Below are 19829 nucleotides of genomic sequence, written 5' to 3'. Positions count from 1 at the left end.
GTCTCCTTTAAGCAGATAAAAAGTTCTTGCAATATCATACAATTTTGGACCGCGGCAGACATTCATAAAATCAATCACTTTTGCTTTTCCGCTATCATCAATAAGAATATTCCAAAGATGAAAATCTCCATGGCAGATATTTTCTCCGTCAGGAAGTTTATCAAGTTTTTTGATTGTTTCAGGTGATTTGTCGCCGATTATCATCTTTATAAAATCTTTATAGGACATCAATTCATTGCATTTGCAATTTAGAATCTGATTCTGCAGATTATAAAAAATCTCAATTCCTTTTTTTCCGGCGTTGTTCTTAATCATGTATTCATACAAATCACAGCCGGAAACTTTTTCATAAACTATCCCATATCGATTGTCCACTTCAGTCATTTCAAAACAGGCTGGAACAGGAAGATGAAAACTTTGCATTATTCTTGCGTTTTTATATTCATGCTCAACGGCAAATTTTGGATAGCCCTTTACAAACAGCTTTAATATTTTTTCTTCGCCGGCATCATAAACTTCAGCGGTATTCCCTTTTCCGATTAGTTTCATATTCTTCTTGTTTTTCTCCCATAAAAAATTATGTATCATGACCTTAAATTTTACGCATTGTAATACATGTCATAAACAATATAGCCCTGAATGCCAGAAAGGGAGCCTTTGTAGGTTTCTTGGCACATCATACAGCGTGGTTCTTCCATTGGCCAGCCGCTTGTCGGAAAAATATTATATTCTGATGATGTTTTAAATCCGACTTTATTATAAAAATTGAAATTTCCTTCAACAGTTATTCCTTTATAGCCCATTTCCTTTACCTTTGCAATTCCCATTTTAATCATGCTGCTTCCTATGCCCTGATGAAAATAATCTGCATGAACAGACACCGGTGCCAGCATGACAATGTCTGACTTTGCCTCTTTGCTATGTCCGCCTTGTTTTGTGGGCGAAAGCGGAAAGTGCGAGAAAAGAAAGTGTCCTACAATTTTGTCATCTAATTCTGCCACAAAAGACAATTCAGGAATATAATATTTTGAATCCCTAATTTCCTCTACTAAAGCGATAATATCGGTTCCATCTGAATAATCAGTTCCTTCCTGAAACGAACGCAAAATCAGCGAAATTATGCTTTTATAATCTTTATGTTCTTCCGGACGGATTGTGATTTTTTTGTTCATAAATTTCTTATTCCTTCAAGTTCGGAATGACGCTTGCGGTAACTTCTGTCATGCTGGTTTACAGGCTGTAACCTACCTGTTTACGAACTGTAACATATTATCTTGCAAACTATAAGATACTATCTTACAAATCACAACATATTATCTTACGAACCGTGACATACTGGCTTACGGTGTGAAAACCTTCAGTAACAGGGAGTATACTCTAGCTAGAGTGTGCAGTCAATGTAGGTAGAGTATTTAAAAAATCTAGTTAGGATAGACCGTACGCTTAGTTATAATTTTTTTCTGTACGGCAAGGAAAGGATTCTGACACATTTTGAATCTGTCAACATCGATATATTACCACGATTCTTTAGGTTTGTCAAAAATGAGACGGCTTCAAACAAGTTAGGCAATATGTTAAATCTTACAAAAAAAACTCTGAATCATTTGAAAAATTTAGCAAAGACAGGAGCTGTTTCAGGATTAAGAATCAGTTTTTTTCTTCCAACTTTAACACTTCCCTGTCAGTAACTTTGTCATCGGCAGTAAGTTCCGAGCACAACAGGGGGCTGGAAGGATTTTGTTTTATCTGTTCTAGGGAATTATAATTATTGAGGGCGTAGCAGTATGCGCAGTTATGCATACAGGTGTTATACGCCCCAACATCAATGCTTTTTACACAGCCACATTCTTTTCGCTGATTTTTGTCTTTTTCGTGGACGAATTCTTTTTTGCAGATAAGGTTTATCAGTTCGCCATCAATACAGTGTCCGTGCGGAATTCCGATGTCATCAAGATTTATTTTTTCCGAGCAGGATTCAATCAGAAGACCGTATTTTTGAGCAATCGCTTTAAAGTTTTCTGCAAGACTTTTCATCTGCCCTTCGTTCAGTTCAATAATCTGTCCGTCGGTAAGCCTTTTTTTGATTTTGGGATAACAGTCAACAAAACTGATTATGACTTTGTCAGTATGATTGTGCAGGTTTTCTGCAATCCAGTCAAAATATTTTATGTGATATTTCATATTGTACTTTTCAGTCAGAATTATGGGGTCATACCTCCAGATAACTTTTTCCCTGCCGATCTGTTCCGAAAGCTTTATGAATTTTTCGATTATTTCCTTTTTATGTGGAACGTTTTTTTCTATATCCTGTGAATAAGATGTAATTGTGAACTGAAAATAGTACTTGTAGCCTAGATTGTCCAGTTTTTTTAAAGTCGTAATAAAATCATCAGACGGATTTTTTGTCCAGAAAACAAAACACTCGACATTTTGCGGAGAAATGGAAATTTTTGACACCCGGTGAACGTTTATCGGATTCCTGACCATAAAAAAACCTTCTTCGATTCTTTTATAAAACCAGTCAGAGAAAAAAGCCGGAATGTCTGTTCGCCGCGATGCGCTGAGTATCATATAAAAAATTGTAGTGATTTTTATTGGTGGTGGAAAGGGTTTAGGGGTAGAGGGGTAAATTGAGTTTGTTTTTTCTGTTTTTGTGTGAACTGTTCTCAAAGTCATTTTTCAATGTATTTACTGACTGCACTTTTTATAGTCTGCCAAAAATCAGTTAAGCCTAAAAAAAGGTGTAAAAATTTTTCCCATTTGATTGTGTACCCGTAAGTGTGGTGATAGAAATGCCAGAATCCCATATATTCAGTAAGCAAAAGCCGTAAATCATAAGACAGAAAATCGGTTTCTTTGTTTTTGCAACCTTATCCAATTTTATGAAGCTCTCCCAAATCGCTCAAAAGGTCAAAGAACTGCGGCTTTTCATCAAAATCAACCAAATCGACAGTTTTGCCGGTAGCATCTTCAAGCATTGAATGTGTTGCAAAAAATTTCTGTGGAGGAAGCCCTTTTATGCCGATGTCGATGTCTGAATACTCGTCAGCATTACCGTCTTACCTGCAAAAGGCTTTAGCGTCCAGTTTTTGATTTTGGCAGGTTCGTCCTGTTCGTTTGTTCCATTTTCTTTTTGCGACGTATAAACAAAAAATCCGCTTTGGGCGTCCATGATGATTTTCTTGCAGCCGATCTTAGCCTTTAGTTCGCTGATTGCATATTTCATAAGCTGAGTGCCGGTTCCTTTTCCGTGAATCAGAGTGAGAACCCGGCCGATTTTTATAGTGTCTTCGCCATCTTTAAAAGCTCTCAAGTAAGCGCAGATTCTGTCGTTGTCCATCGCAAAAATATGCCAGCTTTTGTAATCCACACCGTCAGGATCTACATAGCTGATTTTCTGTTCTTTTACAAAAACTCCTGCCCTCGATCTGAGGATTTCGTAGATTTCTTTGGATGTAAGTTGGTCAAAAGTTTTAATTGTCCAGTTCATTTCTTATTACACCATTGTGCAGCCGGATTTTCTTTCTTCCGGGTGAGCTACTTCAAAACCGCAGTTTGCTTCCATGTTTAGTTCGCGAAGTTCTTTTATTCCGTCGATATACAGCTGATAATTGATTCCGGTAGATTCATAGCCGCAGCCTACATCATAATCATCGCCCAGTGATTCGCGAACAATCTGTTCACGCTGCTCGCGGGTTGTGTCTTTTATCAAAATACTTGCCATGAGATGTATTTTAGCACGAAATAAGGATAAAATCAGTGTTCTGAAGAACAATCTCTGCTATAATGCAGAAAAGGAAAAAATTATGGCATTTACAGAGTGGCAATTATCAGAAATCAAAATCGCGGCAGATAAATATCTTGGCAAAAGAAATGAAATGATTGGCGAGCACATCGACCAGGTAAAATGTGAGTATCGTGTGGAAGGTCAGAGTGTAATCATTTACGAAAAAAGAAAACAGTTTATGGGAGACGGTTACATAAACATTGATGTTGCAAAAGCAACTTATCGGAAAGCTTCTAATGACTGGAAATTATTCTGGATGCGCCGGGATATGAAATGGCACTGTTATGAACTTGCAATGTTTCATAAAGATATAGAAAGTGTTTTCCGGTTTGTAGATGAAGATCAAAGTGGTGCTTTCTGGGGATAATATGTAATCATGGTTCATGATTTAATGAATATGTTCGCGAATGTTTTTCTGAAGCTGGCGAGATTGTCATAAAATCTATGATGGGCGGATACCTTGTATATTTTAACGGTAAGCTGATAGGTGATGTTTGCGGTGATGAGCTGTTTTTGAAAAGAACTCCCACATCGGACAGACTGCTTGTAGATTCCGAACTGCGTTATCCGTATGAAGAGTCAAAGACTTTGATGCATGTATTTGACAGTTTTGATGATAAGTCTCTGATTCAGGAACTTATGCAAGGTATGTATGCTGAACTTCCGGAAAAGAAACCCAAGAAAGCCAAGAAAGCCAGATGAAAGAAATCCTGGGCGACCAGTTGAGTTATGTGTAGTCTGGGGATGAAGTACAGGTTTAAGTCCACAAAGATGTAATAAACATAGGAGAAGCATCGTTACTCTTAGTAAAACCGCAGTTTTCGTAGAAATGGGCTTCCTTGTCATAGGCAATTACGGCAATCCTTAAGTAATCTTTGTAATGTTGTTTTACCATATCAACAAGAGTTCGTCCTATTTTTTTTCCGTGATATTCAGGATTTACAAGAAGATAATGAACATAGGCATTCATGATGCCATCATCCATTGCACAAATCATGCCAACAAGTTTATTTCCGTCCCATGCAGAATAAACGGTTTTGAAGTTCTTCATTGCTATAACAAGTTTATCTGGAAAATGACCTGAAGACCATTCGACAGAAAGAAATAAGTCTTCCAGTTCTTTCTCTGTAAAATCTTTGATGTCTTTATACACTATGTTCATATTAGTTGTTATGATGTTCCCCATGGTGATTGCACTTAGCCTCAAAGTTTGGTTTGAGCTGCCCCTTTGCAAATAGTTCTGCGGCTTCGTCAGCGCTTCCTGTTATTCCAGGCATTTCTTTTAAGCCGCTGGCTGCAATGGCTTCGATGGCACCCTGTCCGCGGTTTCGCCAAAAGGAAGGTAGTATTCATAGCGAAGATTTCCTTTTTCTGAGCGGATTTTTTCAACAGTTCCGCTGGAAATCATTTCGCGGGCAAAGGCTTGGGCGGCACCCTTTTTTCCTGTGTAACGAATATTTATTATAATTGCAATTTAATCTCCTGATTTATCGATTCTTTTTTAATCTTGATGCTATTAAATGTAAGATTGTAGAAAATAATATGATAATAGAAATGTAGTCCAAAGCAAAGAGGATGTAGCCCCGTTCCAGATCAAAGAAGAAAAACTGCTGGCGAAGAATAAGATACTTCCAGACTCCGCGAGTGATGAAGGCGTAAAGACCGTAAGCACAGAGCAGGGCAAGAATAATACGCGGAATGGTTTTGCGCAGTTTGTCATGCCGAAGTTGTTTCGGCATCTCATTTGTAGAAGATCCTGAAACAAGTTCAGGATGACAGTTGATGGGGGCAGGATGACGCATTTTATTTGTAATCACCCCCACATGCAGTCCGATATGCAGTGACATAAAAAGATAATACCAGTGGCTTGCCAAAAGGTGCGCAATGCGGGCAAACCCCAGACCTTTTTCAATTCCTAAAAAAGTAAAAAGCTGATTTGAAAGAATGATTCCACTTATCATCAGAAAGATTGTACAAATCAAAATGCAGCAGTTTATGACAGTCTGCATTACGCGGTAGGGATTGTATTTTCCTTTGAAAATTGCTCCGTACGCCCTTCGGTCGTTTGCGTTAGTAGAAGTTATTGACTTGCTCGCTTGCGCGAGCGATGCATACCAGCGGCGGTTCAAAAAAATGTGAATAGCCCAGAGGACAAACAGAGCCACGCCTAAGATTTCGTGAACGATGTCTGCCGGAAAGAGATAGTTTCCGCCCATGAGAACAATTGAAACTAGAGTCATCATAATGTCAAGCGGAAGGCTGATTTTATTTAATTTATTCATATTTAATTATATCTTAAAAAACAATTGACTTATAAACAATTCTACCTTTATTTTTTCATTGTAAAATTCAACAAATCTGTATAATCGCCTGCGTCTGCTTTTCTAAGAGCATCAATATATTTTCTGCGTACTTCTGAAACGTCTACAAGATTCGTATCTCCCCAATAAAGAGTTTTTCCTTCAAGTTTTCGGAGTACTAAATCTGCCATAAGACGGGAAACCCGTCCATTGCCATTTGGGAAGGGATGAATTTGAACAAGCTTATGATGGAGTCTGACTGCAATTTCCTGATTTGAATATGTTTTGTTGTCAATCCAAAAAATTAAATCATCAAAAAGCTGCATAAGTTTCATTGGAATCTGATATGGTGCAATGCCAATATTTCTTTCAGTAGTTCGATATTCGCCTGCCCATATCCAGACATCACAAAACATTTTTTTATGAAGTTTTCGCAAGAATGTATCGGAACAAACATCCTTTTTCTTGTTAGCTGCAAGCCAGAGCTGAGCCTGTGCTATATTTCTAGCTTCTGCCTCGTTTAGTTCCGAACGCAGTGTTATCCACTTCAGTTTGAGACCATTTTTCTCTTCTGCCGTAAGAGGTGTTGAATTATCGTCTGCTTCAAAAATGTCCATGTATCATTAATCCCAAATCTGTTTGATTTTTGTGTTTATCAAATCAGTGGCAAAATCTTTTACTGCTTCATCTTCTGCAATTTCCTGATTTTCAAGAGCCATATTCACATTTACGGTTTTCAGAACTTCTGCAGCCTTTTTTTGGGCCTGTTCATCAACAAGATTCTGGAAAGTTGTTCTAGGCTTAAAGTAATACACAAATTCACAATTCATAGCTTCGGCGGCTTTCTTCATGGTTGAGAGTTTTAGATTGTCTTCATTAGATTCCATTTTTGTAATTCGCGGCTGAGTAACTCCAAGACGAGTGGCGAGCTGGCTTACAGTCATTCCGATTGCTTCGCGCACTGTTTTTATCCAGCCGGAAGGTTGAGGAACTATATTTTTTGCACTCTTTAAGTCAGAAGTTTTCTTATCCAAAGCTCTGATTTGTAAAACCCTTGCATCCATATAATAACCTATACATTATAATTTTATAGTATTATAGAACATTTAGGTTATATATTCAACTTAAAGTATTACTTTTCTATTATATAGTATTCAATATTATATAACCTTTATGCTATTTTTGTGATACTCCGCATTTTTTAAGCCATTTTTCTACATCTTTTGAAAGAGAAGAGCCGCCGGAATAATGGATTGAAAGCCCGGATGTCAATTTTGCTTTTGGAGCAAGCTTTGGCTCTGGCCGAATCTTCCGCCTCCGTGAGAGCAGAATGGCATAATTGTTTTTCCTGAAAAATCGTAGCTTTCCAAAAGGGTTGCAATCGGCATTGGAATGCTTGCCCACCAGTTTGGATAACCTAAGATTATTGTATCATACTCTGCCCATTTTTTTGAGTCGATTTTTGTTTTGTGGCATAGCAGCACGATAAGCAGAACGAAGATTTTTTCCAAAGTCGTTCCAGCCGCCGCCACGGTAACCTTCGCTGGATGAGCGTTAGCGAAGTGCGGAACCCCGAAAAGCCCGACATAGCGAGTTTTCTTGTTTTTGCGTAGCAAAATGCGAACCCTTTGGTGAGCAAAAGAAAACTCGGTAAGTGAGCGTAGCGAACGACGAACGCCCTTATTTCAACAAACCTTCAATATATTTCTTAACATCTGCGCCAGAGCCTCGTGTAAAATCTTTTCCGCCTTTAAAGTCCGCGCCTTTAGAAAATTTTGCAAGGTCACTTCCGCTGCGACCAAGACCGCTTCCACCGCTGGTACAAAGAGTGATGAGCTTTTTGCCATTCCAGTTCTGGCTTTCCACAAAGGTGTAAACAATTTTTGGCGCATAAGCCCACCAGATTGGATAGCATACCACAACAGTGTCATAGCCTGAAATGTCGATTTTGTTTGCAATGGCAGGACGGCTTTTCGAATCGTTACATTCAATCGAAGAAAGGGATTTTTTGTCGTGCCAGTTTAAGTCTGCGTCGGTGTATTTGTGAACGGGTTGGATTTCAAAAATGTCGGCTCCCATTGCTTCTGCTGCATTTTTTGCCATGCGTTCGGTTGTTCCTGTGGCACTAAAATAAACGAATGCCGTTTTTGCAGAAAGTCCTGTCATAATAAATCCTCCAATTAGAAGTGTAAGAATTAGTTTTTTCATAAAGTTTTCTCCGTAAATAATTTTTTGCGTTAGGGATTGTAGCACCTGCCACAGGCAGTCCCTGAGGGATGAGCCGAATAGGCGAAGTGCGAAAAGCCCGGCGGCGCGAGCGCAGCGAACGACGAACGCCCTTACTTTAATTTTCCATAATCTTCTTCGCTTACATTCCATACTTCGCAGAAGAGTACATCATCGTTCAGATGAGCGAACATAGGCGCAAAGTCTCCAAGCTGATCCCGACCTGCTGTCTGTGTAATTTTTTCTGCCATATTTGTCTCTTGATTTCCTATAAAATTGATTTGAGATCTTCCACAATCTGCTCGGTCGTCATTCCACATTCCTGCAAAAGTTTATCAGGATTGTAGCGGTCATAAAATTGTTTTTCGAGGCCGTAATTTTTTACCAGCATTTTGTTTGGTCCATAGAAGGAAGCAATTTTTTGTCCGAATCCGCCTTCAAGGATTCCGTCTTCAAGCGTAAGGACAAGCTGATGATTCTTTTCAAGACCATGCAGAAGTTCTTCGTCCAGGCCGGAAGCGAAACGAGGATTTATAAGGCTTGGTGTGAATCCACATTTTTCCTTGATTACAGAGGCAAGTTCTTCTCCTTTCTGAAAGAAATCTCCCAGCGCAATAATGGCAACTTTTTCTCCTTGCTTTTCAATCTTGAAGCGGTTCAGTACGCCGTAGTCTTTATCTGCAGGGCGGTGGCTAACGTCATTGCCGGGAATTAAAATTAAGACAGGATTTTCCTTCTGGTCAATGCTCCAGTCCAGCATGGAAATATATTCTTCTGCGCTTGAAGGGCAGAGCACTACAAGATTCGGAATATTTGTAAAGGCTGCAAGACCGAATATGCCAAGATGGGTTACATCTGTAAGTCCGTCAAATGATGAATAATTCATAAGCATGGTGACAGGAGTTTTGTTGATGCACACGTCCTGAGAAATCTGGTCATAGGCACGCTGTAAGAAAGTCATGTTTGTCACAACAAGAGGTTTTGCACCCCGGCGGGCAATTCCCGACGCAATGGCAACAGCGGCTTCTTCTGCAATTCCTGTGTCAATGTACTGACTTCCAAGCTTAGCCCGCTCTTCAGGACCAAGTCCCACAGACATGGGCATAGCAGGAGTTACTACTACAAAATCCTTGTCCTTTTTAGCCTTTTCAACTATATATTGGCTGGTCATGCCTAAATACGATTCACCGCTCCCAAAATTAAAGGTCGGTTTTCCGGTTGCCCGGTCAAATGGAACGCACCAGTGCCATCCTTCCTTGTCTTTTTCTGCCAGTTCGTATCCTTTACCTTTTTGTGTATGAATGTGAACAACAACAGGACGATTTGAATCCCGGACTTTTTCAAAAACCGCAATCAATGAAGCAATGTCATTTCCGTTTTCTTCGTAGATATAATCCAAGCCCCATGCCCTGAACATATTGTTTTCAGATTTGCCGTTAGAGTCGCGGAGGGCCTTTAGATTCTTATAAAGCCCGCCGTGGTTTTCAGCTATTGCCTGTTCATTGTCGTTTACTACCACAATGAAATTTGAATTAAGTTCGCTTCCTGCAACACTCAAAGCTTCCAGTGCCTCTCCGCCAGAAAGAGATCCGTCTCCAATGATTGCAACGATATTTTCCTTTTTGCCTAGAATGTCTCTTCCTTTTGCAAGACCTAAAGCCAGTGCAATTGAAGTAGAAGTGTGCCCGATGTTAAAAAAATCGTGTTCACTTTCATCTGGATTTGTATAGCCAGAATCTTCTGAAAAGCGGTTGTCGTCAAAGTAGCCGGCCTTTCGGCCTGTGAGCATTTTATGAGCATAAGCCTGGTGGGAAACGTCAAATACAAATTTATCATTTGGAGAGTCAAAAACATAATGAAGAGCAATTGTTGCTTCTACAAAACCAAAGTTCGGTCCAAAGTGTCCGCCAATTTTTGTAAGGCGGTTGAAAAGACCTTCGCGGATTTCACCTGCCACAGTTTCCAGTTCTGAAACAGAATACTTCTTTAAATCTTTTGGTGAATTAATGTTGTCTAAAATCATAATAGTCTCCTATAAAAAGTCAATGAGGAAATTTCAATTTCCGATTTGACTTTTTATGTAGCTCCGCAATGAAATGAGGAGCTGCGATTGATATGCAAGTTTCCAACGGAAACTTGTCAGGATAAAAAGCAGACGTTATTTTAGTCTGCTTTTTATCCTAACTCCTTATGTTAAATTTATTACCAGATGTTAAATCTATTACCAGTTTTCGTAACGTCGCCCTTTATCGAGCGCGTTTAGTTTTTTCAAAAGCATTTCATTCTATTCCATTACAGAAAAAATAGCAGTCACATCACCTTTTCCAAGAATTCTCTTGAGTTCGGCTTGTGTTACTCCATCCACCTTACCAAGGCGGGTAAAGTTCCAGCTGTTAGTGTCGTAGTAAACTGCAATCTGGTTTCCCTGATACAAAATGATGTCGCCTGCTGTGGTAGTAATCTGTGTATCGTTTCGGGGAAGTGAAGTTCCAATTGGTCCGTATTTTTCAAAATTGCTGTAGTCGCTCATTTTGATTGTGACAGGGGCCTTTTTCAAAATATTGTAAAAGGCGGTGGCAGAAGAATTGTCTACCAGTGTTGCAGTAAGTTTGTGGCTTCCTGAGTCGCTTGTAATTTGAATTGAAATTTTCATATCAGAAAGTTCTCCTTTGTCTGCATTTGCATTGACCGTGTTTAAGGCACAAGCAGAAGATGCAATAAAGATGCTTACTAATAGAAGAAAAAGTGATTTTTTCATAAAAACCTCCGTTGGGGACGTTGCGAAACAACCAGTTTTTTCGAGCCGTTATTTCGATGAACCTAAAAAATGCGGTGCATTTTTTTTAACGGTTCTTCGATTTTTGGCAGGGGGTGTCCCCCGCTGGGTGGGTAGGACGCAACGAAGTGCGGCCGCAGGGAGGGGCTCCTCCCTCTTAAATCCCACATATTTCCTGCCTCCACTTTTGTTCTTTTTTAGTAACATTATGTTACTTAACCAAAGAATACGACATAAAAAGTAACTAGTCAATACTAAAATGCGGTTTTAGTGACAAAAAGTTGCTTATTGTGAAAATTCTCTTTTTGTGCTATCATTTTTTTATGGCAGATTATATTCGCGCAAGAAGCGATGAGCATAAAGAAGAGCGACTTTCTCAAATAAAAGAAGCAACGGCAGAACTTTTTTCAGCCCTTCCCTATTCAGAGATTACACTTACCACGATTGCAGAAAAACTTGGCTGGTCTCGTGCCAACCTTTATAAATACGTTACAACAAAAGAAGAAATTTTTCTGGAAATCTGCGCAGAAAAAATGGCAGCTTACTATAACTCCCTGCTTTCGGCTTTTCCAGAGGACAACAATTTTACAACAGAAGTGATTGCGGAAGTCTGGGCTGGAATCGTCAACGCAAATCAAGATTACATGCGCTATGTTTCCTATCTTAACCCGGTGATAGAAACAAATGTTACAGTGGAACGCCTTGCAATTTTCAAAAGAAAATATTACGACCTGGCAAACGCCTTCCGGGACAGGCTTGCTCAGATGCTTGGCACTACGCAGGATACGGCCTACAAAATCCAGATGGATGTACTTTTTTATGCGTCGGCAAATGCAGTCTGCTGCTACAAAAATCCTCTGATTCAGGAAGCTCTCAAACAGATTAACATTACTCCGCCGCCAATGGACTTTTACAAGGATATGAAGGATTTTCTTAAAATGCGCCTGGCGTGGAAAGAATAGACAAAGGATAAACTAAAAATCCTTCCAAAATAGATAGTGTCAAGATTTGTTCGCAATTTCAGTGAAAAAGTCATGAGAATCAGCTGCTTTCTGCTCCTCCGTCTCAAACTTTCCGAACAGTATTTGTTGAGGGACAGAAACGAAAGGAGGAAATTAATGCAGACTGGAACAAGCACTTTGGTTGCAACTAAAACAGAGGTTACAAATATTTCTCCTTTTGGAATCTGGATCTTAACAAATGATAAAGAGTACTTTATCAGCTATAAAGACTATCCATTTGTTTATCGCTAACAATGGCATCCACAAAAGGCGGATATTAAAATGATCAGATACATTGCTTTACTTCGCGGAAGATTGCAAAGATGTAAAATCTGACTGTTTTTTATTCTTCTCAGCCTTTGCAGACATCATACCAGCCGGTAATTGCTTCAACCTGGTCAATGAAAAGTATTTTTCGTGATTCTTAAAATCAGCCGGTAAACTGCATAGCAGATTGCGGCACTGATGATTTTATCAACAAGATTTGTTAGAGTTCCGCCGATGTATGCTGCGACATTCAGATTGCGGATAACTACATAAATTCCCTGAACTGCGTTATCAACCTGAGGAATTGAGGTGTTTGCTTTATAAAAAAGTGCGCTCATTGTGTCTCCCAGAATTGAGTTTGAAAGAGCTGCAAAGAAACCTGCCCACATAAAGCTGGAAGAGGAAAGCAATTTTTCCTTAGGATGATTTTTTCTTTCTGCGCGGAAAACAAAATATGCAATTACGGCTGTAGAAATGTGGCAGGGCATAAAAATGATTCCTGTGTTTGCAAAAATGTATAAAAGCAGGTTTGAAGCAACGGCACAGATTAAACCCGGAATAAGTCCGCACAAGGCAGTTACTGCAATGGTCATCACGGAATCAAGATAGAGGGGAAATGCAATCAGACCTGCAAGAAGGTCACCCAGATAGTTTATTCCGATTGAAGAGGCAGTAAAGAGGACAATGAAAATTATTTGGGAAACAGAAGAATAGGATTTTTTATTTGTCATAGATTAGTCCCAGAAGCTTTGCTTTTTCCAGTAAATCGTGCCGGTCTTTTATATCCAGCTTTGAGTAAACCGCCGTCCGCTGATTGATTACAGTTTTCTCTGACTTACCGAGTTTTCTTGCAATGTCGATGATTTCCATATTTTGAGACAGCAGGATGAAAATTTCCCGCTCTTTGGCAGAGAGGTCTTTGTAATTGTCAAAAAGATAGCTCAAATCATTGGTAATGTCGTTGGCACGTCCTTTTTTTGTCAGGAGCGACTGCATTATTTCTGTGGCCGCCTTGTTGTAGTAGGAATTGCCTTTTGAAATCGTTGTGATTGCAAGCGCAACTTCATCAATTGTGGCGTCTTTTGTAACGTAGCCTTGAACGCCGTTAAGCAGGGCATTTTGAACATGAATCACATCATTAAACATCGTATAAATCATGATGGAAATAGAGGAGTTGATTTTTTTGATTTCAGGAATTATTTCCAGCCCGCTTTTTCCGTCAAGATTCAAATCAAGGATTGCAATCTGAAGGTCAGGATTATTCTTTAATGCTTCAAGGGCAGTTTCGTAATCGCTTGCACTGACAAAATTAAAATCCGGATTTTTGCTTTTCAGCATCTCTTTCATTCCGTCCCGCAGTCCTACATGATCATCTACAAACAGAATCTTTAATTGTGATTGCAATTGTTGTTCCTCCTTCGTGAATAAAATCTACCGTACCGCCCAAAAGTTCAACGCGTTCCTTAATGTTTGAAACTCCGTAATGCTGGCGTCCGCCCTTGGAATTTTTCTCTGTCACTTCTTCTTCGCTAAAGCCTTTTCCGTCATCTTTTATGATGAATTTAAAATCGTCGATGCCGTCTACAAAACGGATTTCCACATTGCTGGCATTTGCGTGGCGGGAAATATTGGAAAGGGATTCCTGCAAAATTCGTATCAGCTCAACCTGAATATTTTCGTTAAGATTCTGAATCTTTGTGGAGCCGACATAAACCTTTGTAGAAATATTATAGTTGGCCTCAAGAGTCGCCGCCATCTTTCTTACGATTTCTTCAAAACTCTGATTCAAATCTAAGTGCGTTGCTCCAATCATATAGCGCACTTCGTTAAAAGCCTGCTGAGCGTAAAACTTTGACTTTGGAAGGTCTTCTTTTTCAAGATAGAGCTTTAAGGCGGCAAGATCCTGGGCAACTCCGTCGTGAAGGTTGCGGCTTATTTTAGACTGTTCCTCGTTCATCACCTTGAGCCGCTGAAAATCAATTTTGTTTTTAAAATATTTTTCTGCAATCAAATACACTGCAATAGCAATCAGAATCAGCGAGCAGTAGAGAAGGGAATCGTAGCCAAAGTTGAGGCGGCTTTCTGTCTGGTGCATGTGATTCTGGAAAGTGATGATTGGTTCAATCGTGCTTTTGTTTTCGCCCAGAAAGGTAAGGATTTGAGAAAGTTCGGCCTTAAGTCCGGAATCAAAATAGGTGAAAGGCTCGTAATCATACTCCAGTTTTTGAATCAGATTCTGATGATTAAAAATGCCGCTGTTTTCTTCCAGTTGAATCTTAATCATCTGGGAATTCAGATTGGCAATCTTTTTATTTGTGTAAGTTTTGCAGACGATGGAAAATCCAAAGTTCAGTACGGCAATATAAATGAAAATAAACTCAATTTTAAAGAGGGTTTTAATTTTAAATCCAGAGCCGGCAGCTTGCTTTTTATCCATGTCTGTCAGTATACAACAAATCGCAATTTTATCTTTGGGAAATTTTCCTAAAAAATTTGCCATTTTTATTAGGAAGTTTTCTCAAAGGAATTTTTAGGCCATGTGGTAGAATTGAAGGCATTCCGAAGGGAACGAAAAAAATCAAAGCATTGGAAGGTGAATTATGGGTTTCTTAAACAAAATGAAAACATCTCAGACAGGTGATATTTATTGTGATTGGTGTGGCGCTTATATTAAAAATGATATGAACGGCGGATTTGTTGAGCAGATGGGATTTGGTATTGTAAAGCGCGTTGTAAGTCTTTCGACCAAACATTACTGCTCGGCAAAATGTAAGAGCCTCGCAGAAAAAGCTGCGGCAGAAAAAAAAGAAGATTATGAAAACAGAAAAGCAAATGGTCAGCTTACTGCAACAGAACAGATTAAAGAAGACATTGCCGCTCCAATAAAAGATGCCTTTTCAGAAATGGGAGATATGGTAAAAGATACGATGGCCGAGCCTATGAATGAAATGAAAAATCAGCTTGCAGATCAGATGAAAAAGTCGTTTGCCGGCATTTCTAAAGGCTTTGGCATATTTGGAAAGAAGAAGTAATTTTTTTGAAAATTGAGGTGGAAAAATGAAGTTTTGTACAAACTGCGGTAAGCAGTTAAATGATGATGCAAAGTTTTGTGATACATGCGGAGCTCCGATTTCTGGAACACAGACTCCGCCAATCCCTGGAATAAATGAGAATGTTGCAGATGACACAAAAAGAAAGGTTACCTATGTAGGAGTTGAGAAGAGGTGTCCATGGTGTAATGCAAGGATTTCTGATTCTTTTGCTATAACTTGCCCAGAGTGTAATCGAGAACTTTCAGGAAGAAAAGTTGAGAGTTCTGTGAAAGATTTTTTTAATCGCTTATCAGATTTATCAGGAGGATATGAATCAAGTGATGATAGAGATAAAAAAGAGTATTTTGGAATAGGAAAAATACTTTTGTTTGTGTTAGCAGCAGGAATGTTTCTTTTTGGAATTACCCCAGAAGAATTACATATGGATTCTGGAAGTCCTCTTTTTCTAGGAGGTTTCATTTTAATTTTTATTGGTGTAATTATGCGCCCGCCATTAACCCAGGAAGAACAAAAAAAGCGGAATTTAATTGAAACATTTATAGTTCCAAACACAAAAGAATCGGTAATCGAATTTTTGATGCTTTCCTGTTCTCAAATTCAGCCTGGAAGCAATATGTTTACAAAGGAAGGTAAAAAGACAGCATTATGGAATAAAGTTTGGAAAACAAAAATCCGTCAGACTCTTACTAAATCAAAACTTGTCTTTATGAATGATAAAAATGCTCAAGAACAAATCAAACTGATAAAAAAGGAGTATAAGATTAGATAATTATGAAGAAGAATCGAAAAGACGCTCAAAGAACCGGTTTTGCATCTGAACTTTATGTACTTAGCCTTCTTCAAAGAGTTGGAGCAAATGCATTTATGTCATTTGGAAACACAAAAAAGGTAGACATTATAGTTCAAAAGGGAAGCGAAGCTTTAACTATTGATGTAAAGGGTGGTTCAAATTCTTTCCCTTTGAATAAAAAATATAAAGAGAATTTAAAAGATAAAAATCATTACTATATTTTCGTGGATTATAAAGGCAAGTTTGAAGATATAACAGTAATCCCTGATATTTATATCGTACCTTCTGTTGAAATGAATTTTGTTCGTGAATACGACACTAAAGCTTCTAATCATAGATTTAATGTTTTAAAAAACGATATAAAAGAAAAGTTTACTAATGATTTATCTATATTTGTTGAGGAAAAAACTAATGGGCTTGTTCAATAAAAAAAACGAAGGCGGATTGATGGATGTAATCCGCTGTGATGAAAAAGAATATTTAATCTGGAAATGGCGGCCGGTTGGAGAGGATGTAAATTCAACTAAAAAAGAAAATGCAATCCGCTATGGTTCAAGCCTTAGGGTAAAGGACGGCGAAGTTGCGGTTTTTGTATATCCGGGAGAAAAGGGTAATCAAGATTTTATTGAAGGTCCTTTTGATCAGACAATAAAAACAGGAAACTTCCCAGTTCTTTCAGGTATTGTAGGGGCGGCTTTTGGCGGGGCAAGTCCTTTTCAGGCAGAAATCTACTTTATCAATCTTGCAGGTCTGATTCAAACAAGATTTGCCGTTCCATTTTTTGATGTTGCAGATCCCCGTTTTCTTGATTATGCAGTTCCTGTGGCTGTTCGAGGAGACATTCGGTTTAAAATCACAGATTACAAGGAGTTCATTAAACTTCATCGTCTGATAAATTTTGACCTGGAAGATTTTAAATCTCAGATAAAATCTGCTGTAACAAAATATGTAAAGGGCGTTGTCTCAAATATTCCGGCAGAAAAAGGAATTCCTGTAATTCAGCTTGAGCGTAAACTTACAGAAATTAACGATGTAGTTGAAGAATCTCTAAAAAAACGTTTACAGAATGAGTTTGGTGTAACAGTAAGTTCAGTTGATATAGATGCAATCGATATTGATAAAACTTCTGATGGATACCACAATCTCAAAGCCGTTACTCAGGATATTACAAGTCAGACAATTCAGCGTCAGACCAATGCAAACCTCACAAACATGGAAGAAACCCTGCGCATTCAGCGTGAAAGCATGGCTCAGGCACAGCGTCTTCAGAATGAAACTGCAAATCTTTCTGCGTTCCAGCTTGAAAAACAGGCAGAGGTTGGAATTGCGGGCGCAAATGCTTTTGGCAAAATGGGTGCAAACGGTGCTATGGGAATCAATCTTGGAAATGGCGGTGGAATGAACCCGGCAGGAATGATGGCAGGAATGGCAATGGGAAGCGCAATTGGGCAGAACATGGCAGGTATGGTTGGCGGCATGATGAACGGAATGAATCAGCAGGTGCCGCCACAGGCTCAGAATGTACCGCCGGTTCCGGGAAATGACAGTTATCATCTGGCTGTAAACGGGACTTCGACAGGTCCTTACACAATTTCTGTTTTATCTACAATGGCGGCGAATGGTCAGTTTACAAAAGAGAGTCTTGTCTGGAAAAGTGGAATGGCAAACTGGCAGGCAGCGGGAAGTATTCCAGAACTTGCAGGTCTGTTTGCGGGCTCGGTTCCGTCTGTTCCTCCAGTGCCACCACAGCTTTAATTAATCAATCAATAGGGGAAAAAAATGAAGTTTAATGTATTTTTATCAGTAATTGCAGTTTTGATTGCGGGATTAATTGGTTATGGTTTTTACGCCATAAATTCAGGAGAAGGCTTTGTCTGGCTTATAACATTTGGGAGCGGAATCTGCATGGCTCTTTCTTTAATCGGAATACTGGCAGTTTCGACAAAGGGCAGAGCGGGTGGAATTAATATACAGGCTCTGTCTTCAATCTTTTTTGTAGTCTTTTTAATTTCGAACCTCGTATTTACATTTACGAAAATAAAACTTGCTCCATATATAATTATCAATGGAATTCTGCTTTTGATTTATGCTGTATCAACCTATGAAATCATAAAAAGCCGGCAGTAAAAAAAAATTGCATTTTTTTAAAGAATTTTACTTAAAAAAAACACCTTTCTTGTATTTATTATATAGGGGGTAAAAATTATGTCAGATTCAAATACTTCTTTAGATTTTTCTAATCAGGAAAACCTTTTACAGGATAAGGTTCATCCGGTTGAGGACAGGCAAAAGAAAAATGAACTCTTTAAGGATTTCCTTTCTGATGTTCTTAGAGAAACCCTGTGTTCTCCGGAAATAGAAAACATAAGCAACTGTTCTTTTAAAATTCAGGAAGTGAATATTACGGAAGAATTTGAAAGCCTTGTTGACAGCAATAGCGGCTCAGGAAAAATCAACAGCGAGGATAAAGTCTATTCTTCCATGCTGAATGGAGAAAGGTTCTTTTTATTTACAGACAAGAGGTCTGATAACCTTGGGCTAATTCGTCATGATCCGCAGTATTATTTTACCACGGTTTTTGCTGTAAATTTTGAGAAGGCATTTATTAGGGTAAGTTGCAGGCAGAATCAAGACTCTGGAAAAATGATTCTTTCTAATAAAAAGTTAACAAGTTTTATCGGGCAAAATTCCATCGACCTGAAAACAGATGATATGAAGCAAATGGGCTATTTTGCAAAATTTGAAATAAGAAGCTTTGCAACTGTCTATACCTCCCTCTTTCAAATATGGATTTCAGGTAAGCTTATGGAACAAATCAATCTTGAGCCTTTGCAGATGGAGGTATTGAGGCTGAGAGATTATCCTGATTTTGAAAATATGACTCCGGAAGAACTTGAGCAGTTTAAGAAAGAATATGAGTGGTTTCAGAAAGCATCTGCTGAAAGAATAGCAGAAATAGAAAAAAAAGCATTGAAAAGATTAAGAAATCGTCGTCGGGGATTATCATTACGCGATTATATAGAGAAATAATTATGAAGAAAAACGCTTTGTACATTCACGGCTTTATGGGAAATCCAAAGGGCGGAACTTTTGAAACGCTAAAAAAGACTCTCACAAAATGGAACATTCATTCAATACCTTTTCCAGATTTGCACACTGATGTAAAAAAAACTCAGTGTCTTATCAGGGACTATTGTAAGAGTGAAAAAGTTGATTTGTTAATTGGAGCCTCCCTTGGAGCTTTTTATGTTCTTCAATATGAAGAGATAATAGACAAACTTGTAATAAATCCGTGTTTATATCCTTCTATTGAGATTCCAAAACTTAGAGACCGGTCAACTGGTAATCCCATAATTCTTTCAGATAAAGTATTGGCAGACTTTCGTGAAATGGAAAAATATAAAGACATTCCAGAAGAACAAAAAAGAAGAAGTTTTGGCATTTTTGCAAAGGACGATGAATTATTTCATTTCAAAGATTCATTTGATAAATTATTCCAATATAAAGAAGATTTTTATCAAAACAGCATTTTAATAAAGGGGCATCACAGTATTGAAGAAGAGTATTTAGCTGATGGTTTAAAGCAGGCAGAAAAGTATTTTTAAAGACAGATAAACAGCTGTTGTGAT

At 38.5% G+C, this 19829-nt stretch carries 27 protein-coding genes and 1 pseudogene; 11 read left to right on the top strand and 17 right to left on the bottom strand.

What is annotated here, in order from left to right; genetic code table 11:
- The 5 genes from B5D55_RS01760 to B5D55_RS01740 form a co-directional block, all read right to left on the bottom strand.
- A partial coding sequence (locus B5D55_RS01760; protein WP_078932250.1) for a phosphotransferase occupies window positions 1-549 on the bottom strand: 549 nt, incomplete at its 3' end.
- 50 nt (window positions 550-599) lie between these two features.
- Window positions 600-1172, bottom strand: a complete 573-nt coding sequence (locus B5D55_RS01755) for a GNAT family N-acetyltransferase (RefSeq protein ID WP_078932249.1) — start codon at window positions 1170-1172, stop codon at window positions 600-602.
- Window positions 1173-1647: 475 nt separating this feature from the next.
- A complete protein-coding gene (locus B5D55_RS01750; protein ID WP_078932248.1) occupies window positions 1648-2571 on the bottom strand; it encodes a DUF1848 domain-containing protein in 924 nt (307 codons plus the stop codon).
- A 445-nt stretch (window positions 2572-3016) separates the two neighbouring features.
- On the bottom strand, window positions 3017-3490 hold the full coding sequence (locus B5D55_RS01745; RefSeq protein WP_078932247.1) for a GNAT family N-acetyltransferase: 474 nt from the start codon (window positions 3488-3490) through the stop codon (window positions 3017-3019).
- 6 nt (window positions 3491-3496) lie between these two features.
- The gene (locus B5D55_RS01740) at window positions 3497-3724 is read right to left on the bottom strand and encodes a hypothetical protein (protein WP_078932246.1); all 228 of its coding nucleotides are present in this window, start codon (window positions 3722-3724) and stop codon (window positions 3497-3499) included.
- 82 nt (window positions 3725-3806) lie between these two features.
- On the opposite strand from B5D55_RS01740, the gene B5D55_RS01735 reads away from it, so the two are divergent.
- Together B5D55_RS01735 and B5D55_RS01730 are read left to right on the top strand one after the other, a co-directional pair.
- Entirely contained in the window at window positions 3807-4154 is a 348-nt protein-coding gene (locus B5D55_RS01735) for a DUF3024 domain-containing protein (protein WP_159446123.1), read from the top strand.
- A gap of 53 nt (window positions 4155-4207) precedes the next feature.
- Window positions 4208-4489: pseudogene (locus B5D55_RS01730) on the top strand (TfoX/Sxy family protein); the annotation flags it as partial.
- A gap of 55 nt (window positions 4490-4544) precedes the next feature.
- Here the strand turns inward: B5D55_RS01730 and B5D55_RS01725 are convergent.
- The 9 genes from B5D55_RS01725 to B5D55_RS01675 form a co-directional block, all read right to left on the bottom strand.
- Complete coding sequence (locus tag B5D55_RS01725) at window positions 4545-4949, bottom strand: GNAT family N-acetyltransferase (protein WP_078932244.1); 405 nt, start codon at window positions 4947-4949, stop codon at window positions 4545-4547.
- A gap of 325 nt (window positions 4950-5274) precedes the next feature.
- Window positions 5275-6069 carry a DUF4405 domain-containing protein gene (locus B5D55_RS01710; protein WP_078932242.1) on the bottom strand — a complete coding sequence of 265 codons (795 nt, stop codon included), beginning with the start codon at window positions 6067-6069 and terminating at the stop codon, window positions 5275-5277.
- Between the two features lie 47 nt (window positions 6070-6116).
- Window positions 6117-6704, bottom strand: a complete 588-nt coding sequence (locus B5D55_RS01705) for a mobile mystery protein B (RefSeq protein WP_078932241.1) — start codon at window positions 6702-6704, stop codon at window positions 6117-6119.
- A gap of 6 nt (window positions 6705-6710) precedes the next feature.
- Window positions 6711-7151 carry a mobile mystery protein A gene (locus B5D55_RS01700; RefSeq protein ID WP_078932240.1) on the bottom strand — a complete coding sequence of 147 codons (441 nt, stop codon included), beginning with the start codon at window positions 7149-7151 and terminating at the stop codon, window positions 6711-6713.
- Window positions 7152-7355: 204 nt separating this feature from the next.
- Window positions 7356-7619 carry a flavodoxin gene (locus tag B5D55_RS11665; protein ID WP_234975357.1) on the bottom strand — a complete coding sequence of 88 codons (264 nt, stop codon included), beginning with the start codon at window positions 7617-7619 and terminating at the stop codon, window positions 7356-7358.
- Window positions 7620-7767: 148 nt separating this feature from the next.
- Window positions 7768-8295, bottom strand: coding sequence for a flavodoxin (locus tag B5D55_RS01690; protein ID WP_078932239.1), 528 nt, complete (start codon window positions 8293-8295; stop codon window positions 7768-7770).
- Window positions 8296-8426: 131 nt separating this feature from the next.
- The gene (locus B5D55_RS01685; RefSeq protein ID WP_234975356.1) at window positions 8427-8564 is read right to left on the bottom strand and encodes a hypothetical protein; all 138 of its coding nucleotides are present in this window, start codon (window positions 8562-8564) and stop codon (window positions 8427-8429) included.
- 17 nt (window positions 8565-8581) lie between these two features.
- Window positions 8582-10336 (bottom strand): 1-deoxy-D-xylulose-5-phosphate synthase, encoded by a 1755-nt coding sequence (locus tag B5D55_RS01680; protein WP_078932238.1) that lies wholly within the window; start codon window positions 10334-10336, stop codon window positions 8582-8584.
- A gap of 261 nt (window positions 10337-10597) precedes the next feature.
- Window positions 10598-11071 carry a cyclophilin-like fold protein gene (locus B5D55_RS01675; RefSeq protein ID WP_234975355.1) on the bottom strand — a complete coding sequence of 158 codons (474 nt, stop codon included), beginning with the start codon at window positions 11069-11071 and terminating at the stop codon, window positions 10598-10600.
- A gap of 341 nt (window positions 11072-11412) precedes the next feature.
- On the opposite strand from B5D55_RS01675, the gene B5D55_RS01670 reads away from it, so the two are divergent.
- Both B5D55_RS01670 and B5D55_RS11935 read left to right on the top strand, forming a co-directional pair.
- Complete coding sequence (locus B5D55_RS01670) at window positions 11413-12051, top strand: TetR/AcrR family transcriptional regulator (RefSeq protein ID WP_078932277.1); 639 nt, start codon at window positions 11413-11415, stop codon at window positions 12049-12051.
- A gap of 156 nt (window positions 12052-12207) precedes the next feature.
- Window positions 12208-12342: a hypothetical protein gene (locus B5D55_RS11935; RefSeq protein WP_268811088.1), complete on the top strand. Its 135-nt coding sequence runs from the start codon at window positions 12208-12210 to the stop codon at window positions 12340-12342.
- Between the two features lie 146 nt (window positions 12343-12488).
- Here the strand turns inward: B5D55_RS11935 and B5D55_RS01665 are convergent, their stop codons facing one another.
- From B5D55_RS01665 to B5D55_RS01655, 3 genes are read right to left on the bottom strand one after another with little or no spacing between them, the layout of a single operon-like run.
- Window positions 12489-13088 carry an ECF transporter S component gene (locus B5D55_RS01665; RefSeq protein ID WP_078932237.1) on the bottom strand — a complete coding sequence of 200 codons (600 nt, stop codon included), beginning with the start codon at window positions 13086-13088 and terminating at the stop codon, window positions 12489-12491.
- Window positions 13078-13761 carry a response regulator transcription factor gene (locus B5D55_RS01660; RefSeq protein WP_078932236.1) on the bottom strand — a complete coding sequence of 228 codons (684 nt, stop codon included), beginning with the start codon at window positions 13759-13761 and terminating at the stop codon, window positions 13078-13080. The genes B5D55_RS01665 and B5D55_RS01660 overlap by 11 nt, the downstream gene beginning before the upstream one ends.
- The gene (locus B5D55_RS01655; protein WP_159446122.1) at window positions 13727-14794 is read right to left on the bottom strand and encodes a sensor histidine kinase; all 1068 of its coding nucleotides are present in this window, start codon (window positions 14792-14794) and stop codon (window positions 13727-13729) included. Before B5D55_RS01655 ends, B5D55_RS01660 begins: the two co-directional genes overlap by 35 nt.
- 163 nt (window positions 14795-14957) lie before the next feature.
- Between B5D55_RS01655 and B5D55_RS01650 the strand changes: the two genes are divergently transcribed.
- The 7 genes from B5D55_RS01650 (at window position 14958) to B5D55_RS01620 (ending at window position 19805) form a co-directional block, all read left to right on the top strand.
- A complete protein-coding gene (locus B5D55_RS01650) occupies window positions 14958-15389 on the top strand; it encodes a hypothetical protein (protein ID WP_078932234.1) in 432 nt (143 codons plus the stop codon).
- 25 nt (window positions 15390-15414) lie between these two features.
- Window positions 15415-16179 (top strand): zinc ribbon domain-containing protein, encoded by a 765-nt coding sequence (locus tag B5D55_RS01645; protein ID WP_078932233.1) that lies wholly within the window; start codon window positions 15415-15417, stop codon window positions 16177-16179.
- A gap of 2 nt (window positions 16180-16181) precedes the next feature.
- A complete protein-coding gene (locus B5D55_RS01640) occupies window positions 16182-16628 on the top strand; it encodes a hypothetical protein (protein WP_078932232.1) in 447 nt (148 codons plus the stop codon).
- Complete coding sequence (locus tag B5D55_RS01635; protein WP_078932231.1) at window positions 16612-17955, top strand: SPFH domain-containing protein; 1344 nt, start codon at window positions 16612-16614, stop codon at window positions 17953-17955. Before B5D55_RS01640 ends, B5D55_RS01635 begins: the two co-directional genes overlap by 17 nt.
- Window positions 17956-17979: 24 nt before the next feature.
- On the top strand, window positions 17980-18327 hold the full coding sequence (locus B5D55_RS01630) for a hypothetical protein (RefSeq protein ID WP_078932230.1): 348 nt from the start codon (window positions 17980-17982) through the stop codon (window positions 18325-18327).
- Between the two features lie 78 nt (window positions 18328-18405).
- Complete coding sequence (locus B5D55_RS01625) at window positions 18406-19230, top strand: sigma-70 family RNA polymerase sigma factor (protein WP_078932229.1); 825 nt, start codon at window positions 18406-18408, stop codon at window positions 19228-19230.
- Window positions 19231-19232: 2 nt separating this feature from the next.
- Window positions 19233-19805 carry a YqiA/YcfP family alpha/beta fold hydrolase gene (locus tag B5D55_RS01620; RefSeq protein ID WP_078932228.1) on the top strand — a complete coding sequence of 191 codons (573 nt, stop codon included), beginning with the start codon at window positions 19233-19235 and terminating at the stop codon, window positions 19803-19805.
- Window positions 19806-19829 lie beyond the last annotated feature (24 nt).

This window comes from Treponema porcinum, from assembly GCF_900167145.1.
GTDB classification, from domain to species: Bacteria; Spirochaetota; Spirochaetia; order Treponematales; family Treponemataceae; genus Treponema_D; species Treponema_D porcinum.
This window is presented reverse-complemented; position numbering and strand designations above follow the sequence as displayed.

What these genes read in the sequence shown, in the direction of transcription:
- B5D55_RS01740 (WP_078932246.1), bottom strand. Translation starts at nt 3,724, where the DNA reads ATGGCAAGTATTTTGATAAAAGACACAACCCGCGAGCAGCGTGAACAG.
- B5D55_RS01735 (WP_159446123.1), top strand. Translation starts at nt 3,807, where the DNA reads ATGGCATTTACAGAGTGGCAATTATCAGAAATCAAAATCGCGGCAGAT.
- B5D55_RS01705 (WP_078932241.1), bottom strand. Translation starts at nt 6,704, where the DNA reads ATGGACATTTTTGAAGCAGACGATAATTCAACACCTCTTACGGCAGAA.
- B5D55_RS01665 (WP_078932237.1), bottom strand. Translation starts at nt 13,088, where the DNA reads ATGACAAATAAAAAATCCTATTCTTCTGTTTCCCAAATAATTTTCATT.
- B5D55_RS01645 (WP_078932233.1), top strand. Translation starts at nt 15,415, where the DNA reads ATGAAGTTTTGTACAAACTGCGGTAAGCAGTTAAATGATGATGCAAAG.
- B5D55_RS01750 (WP_078932248.1), bottom strand. Translation starts at nt 2,571, where the DNA reads ATGATACTCAGCGCATCGCGGCGAACAGACATTCCGGCTTTTTTCTCT.
- B5D55_RS01710 (WP_078932242.1), bottom strand. Translation starts at nt 6,069, where the DNA reads ATGAATAAATTAAATAAAATCAGCCTTCCGCTTGACATTATGATGACT.
- B5D55_RS01650 (WP_078932234.1), top strand. Translation starts at nt 14,958, where the DNA reads ATGGGTTTCTTAAACAAAATGAAAACATCTCAGACAGGTGATATTTAT.
- B5D55_RS01635 (WP_078932231.1), top strand. Translation starts at nt 16,612, where the DNA reads ATGGGCTTGTTCAATAAAAAAAACGAAGGCGGATTGATGGATGTAATC.
- B5D55_RS01670 (WP_078932277.1), top strand. Translation starts at nt 11,413, where the DNA reads ATGGCAGATTATATTCGCGCAAGAAGCGATGAGCATAAAGAAGAGCGA.
- B5D55_RS01640 (WP_078932232.1), top strand. Translation starts at nt 16,182, where the DNA reads ATGAAGAAGAATCGAAAAGACGCTCAAAGAACCGGTTTTGCATCTGAA.
- B5D55_RS01685 (WP_234975356.1), bottom strand. Translation starts at nt 8,564, where the DNA reads ATGGCAGAAAAAATTACACAGACAGCAGGTCGGGATCAGCTTGGAGAC.
- B5D55_RS01725 (WP_078932244.1), bottom strand. Translation starts at nt 4,949, where the DNA reads ATGAACATAGTGTATAAAGACATCAAAGATTTTACAGAGAAAGAACTG.
- B5D55_RS01675 (WP_234975355.1), bottom strand. Translation starts at nt 11,071, where the DNA reads ATGAAAAAATCACTTTTTCTTCTATTAGTAAGCATCTTTATTGCATCT.
- B5D55_RS01745 (WP_078932247.1), bottom strand. Translation starts at nt 3,490, where the DNA reads ATGAACTGGACAATTAAAACTTTTGACCAACTTACATCCAAAGAAATC.
- B5D55_RS01680 (WP_078932238.1), bottom strand. Translation starts at nt 10,336, where the DNA reads ATGATTTTAGACAACATTAATTCACCAAAAGATTTAAAGAAGTATTCT.
- B5D55_RS01620 (WP_078932228.1), top strand. Translation starts at nt 19,233, where the DNA reads ATGAAGAAAAACGCTTTGTACATTCACGGCTTTATGGGAAATCCAAAG.
- B5D55_RS01625 (WP_078932229.1), top strand. Translation starts at nt 18,406, where the DNA reads ATGTCAGATTCAAATACTTCTTTAGATTTTTCTAATCAGGAAAACCTT.
- B5D55_RS01755 (WP_078932249.1), bottom strand. Translation starts at nt 1,172, where the DNA reads ATGAACAAAAAAATCACAATCCGTCCGGAAGAACATAAAGATTATAAA.
- B5D55_RS01690 (WP_078932239.1), bottom strand. Translation starts at nt 8,295, where the DNA reads ATGAAAAAACTAATTCTTACACTTCTAATTGGAGGATTTATTATGACA.
- B5D55_RS01655 (WP_159446122.1), bottom strand. Translation starts at nt 14,794, where the DNA reads ATGGATAAAAAGCAAGCTGCCGGCTCTGGATTTAAAATTAAAACCCTC.
- B5D55_RS11935 (WP_268811088.1), top strand. Translation starts at nt 12,208, where the DNA reads ATGCAGACTGGAACAAGCACTTTGGTTGCAACTAAAACAGAGGTTACA.
- B5D55_RS01700 (WP_078932240.1), bottom strand. Translation starts at nt 7,151, where the DNA reads ATGGATGCAAGGGTTTTACAAATCAGAGCTTTGGATAAGAAAACTTCT.
- B5D55_RS01630 (WP_078932230.1), top strand. Translation starts at nt 17,980, where the DNA reads ATGAAGTTTAATGTATTTTTATCAGTAATTGCAGTTTTGATTGCGGGA.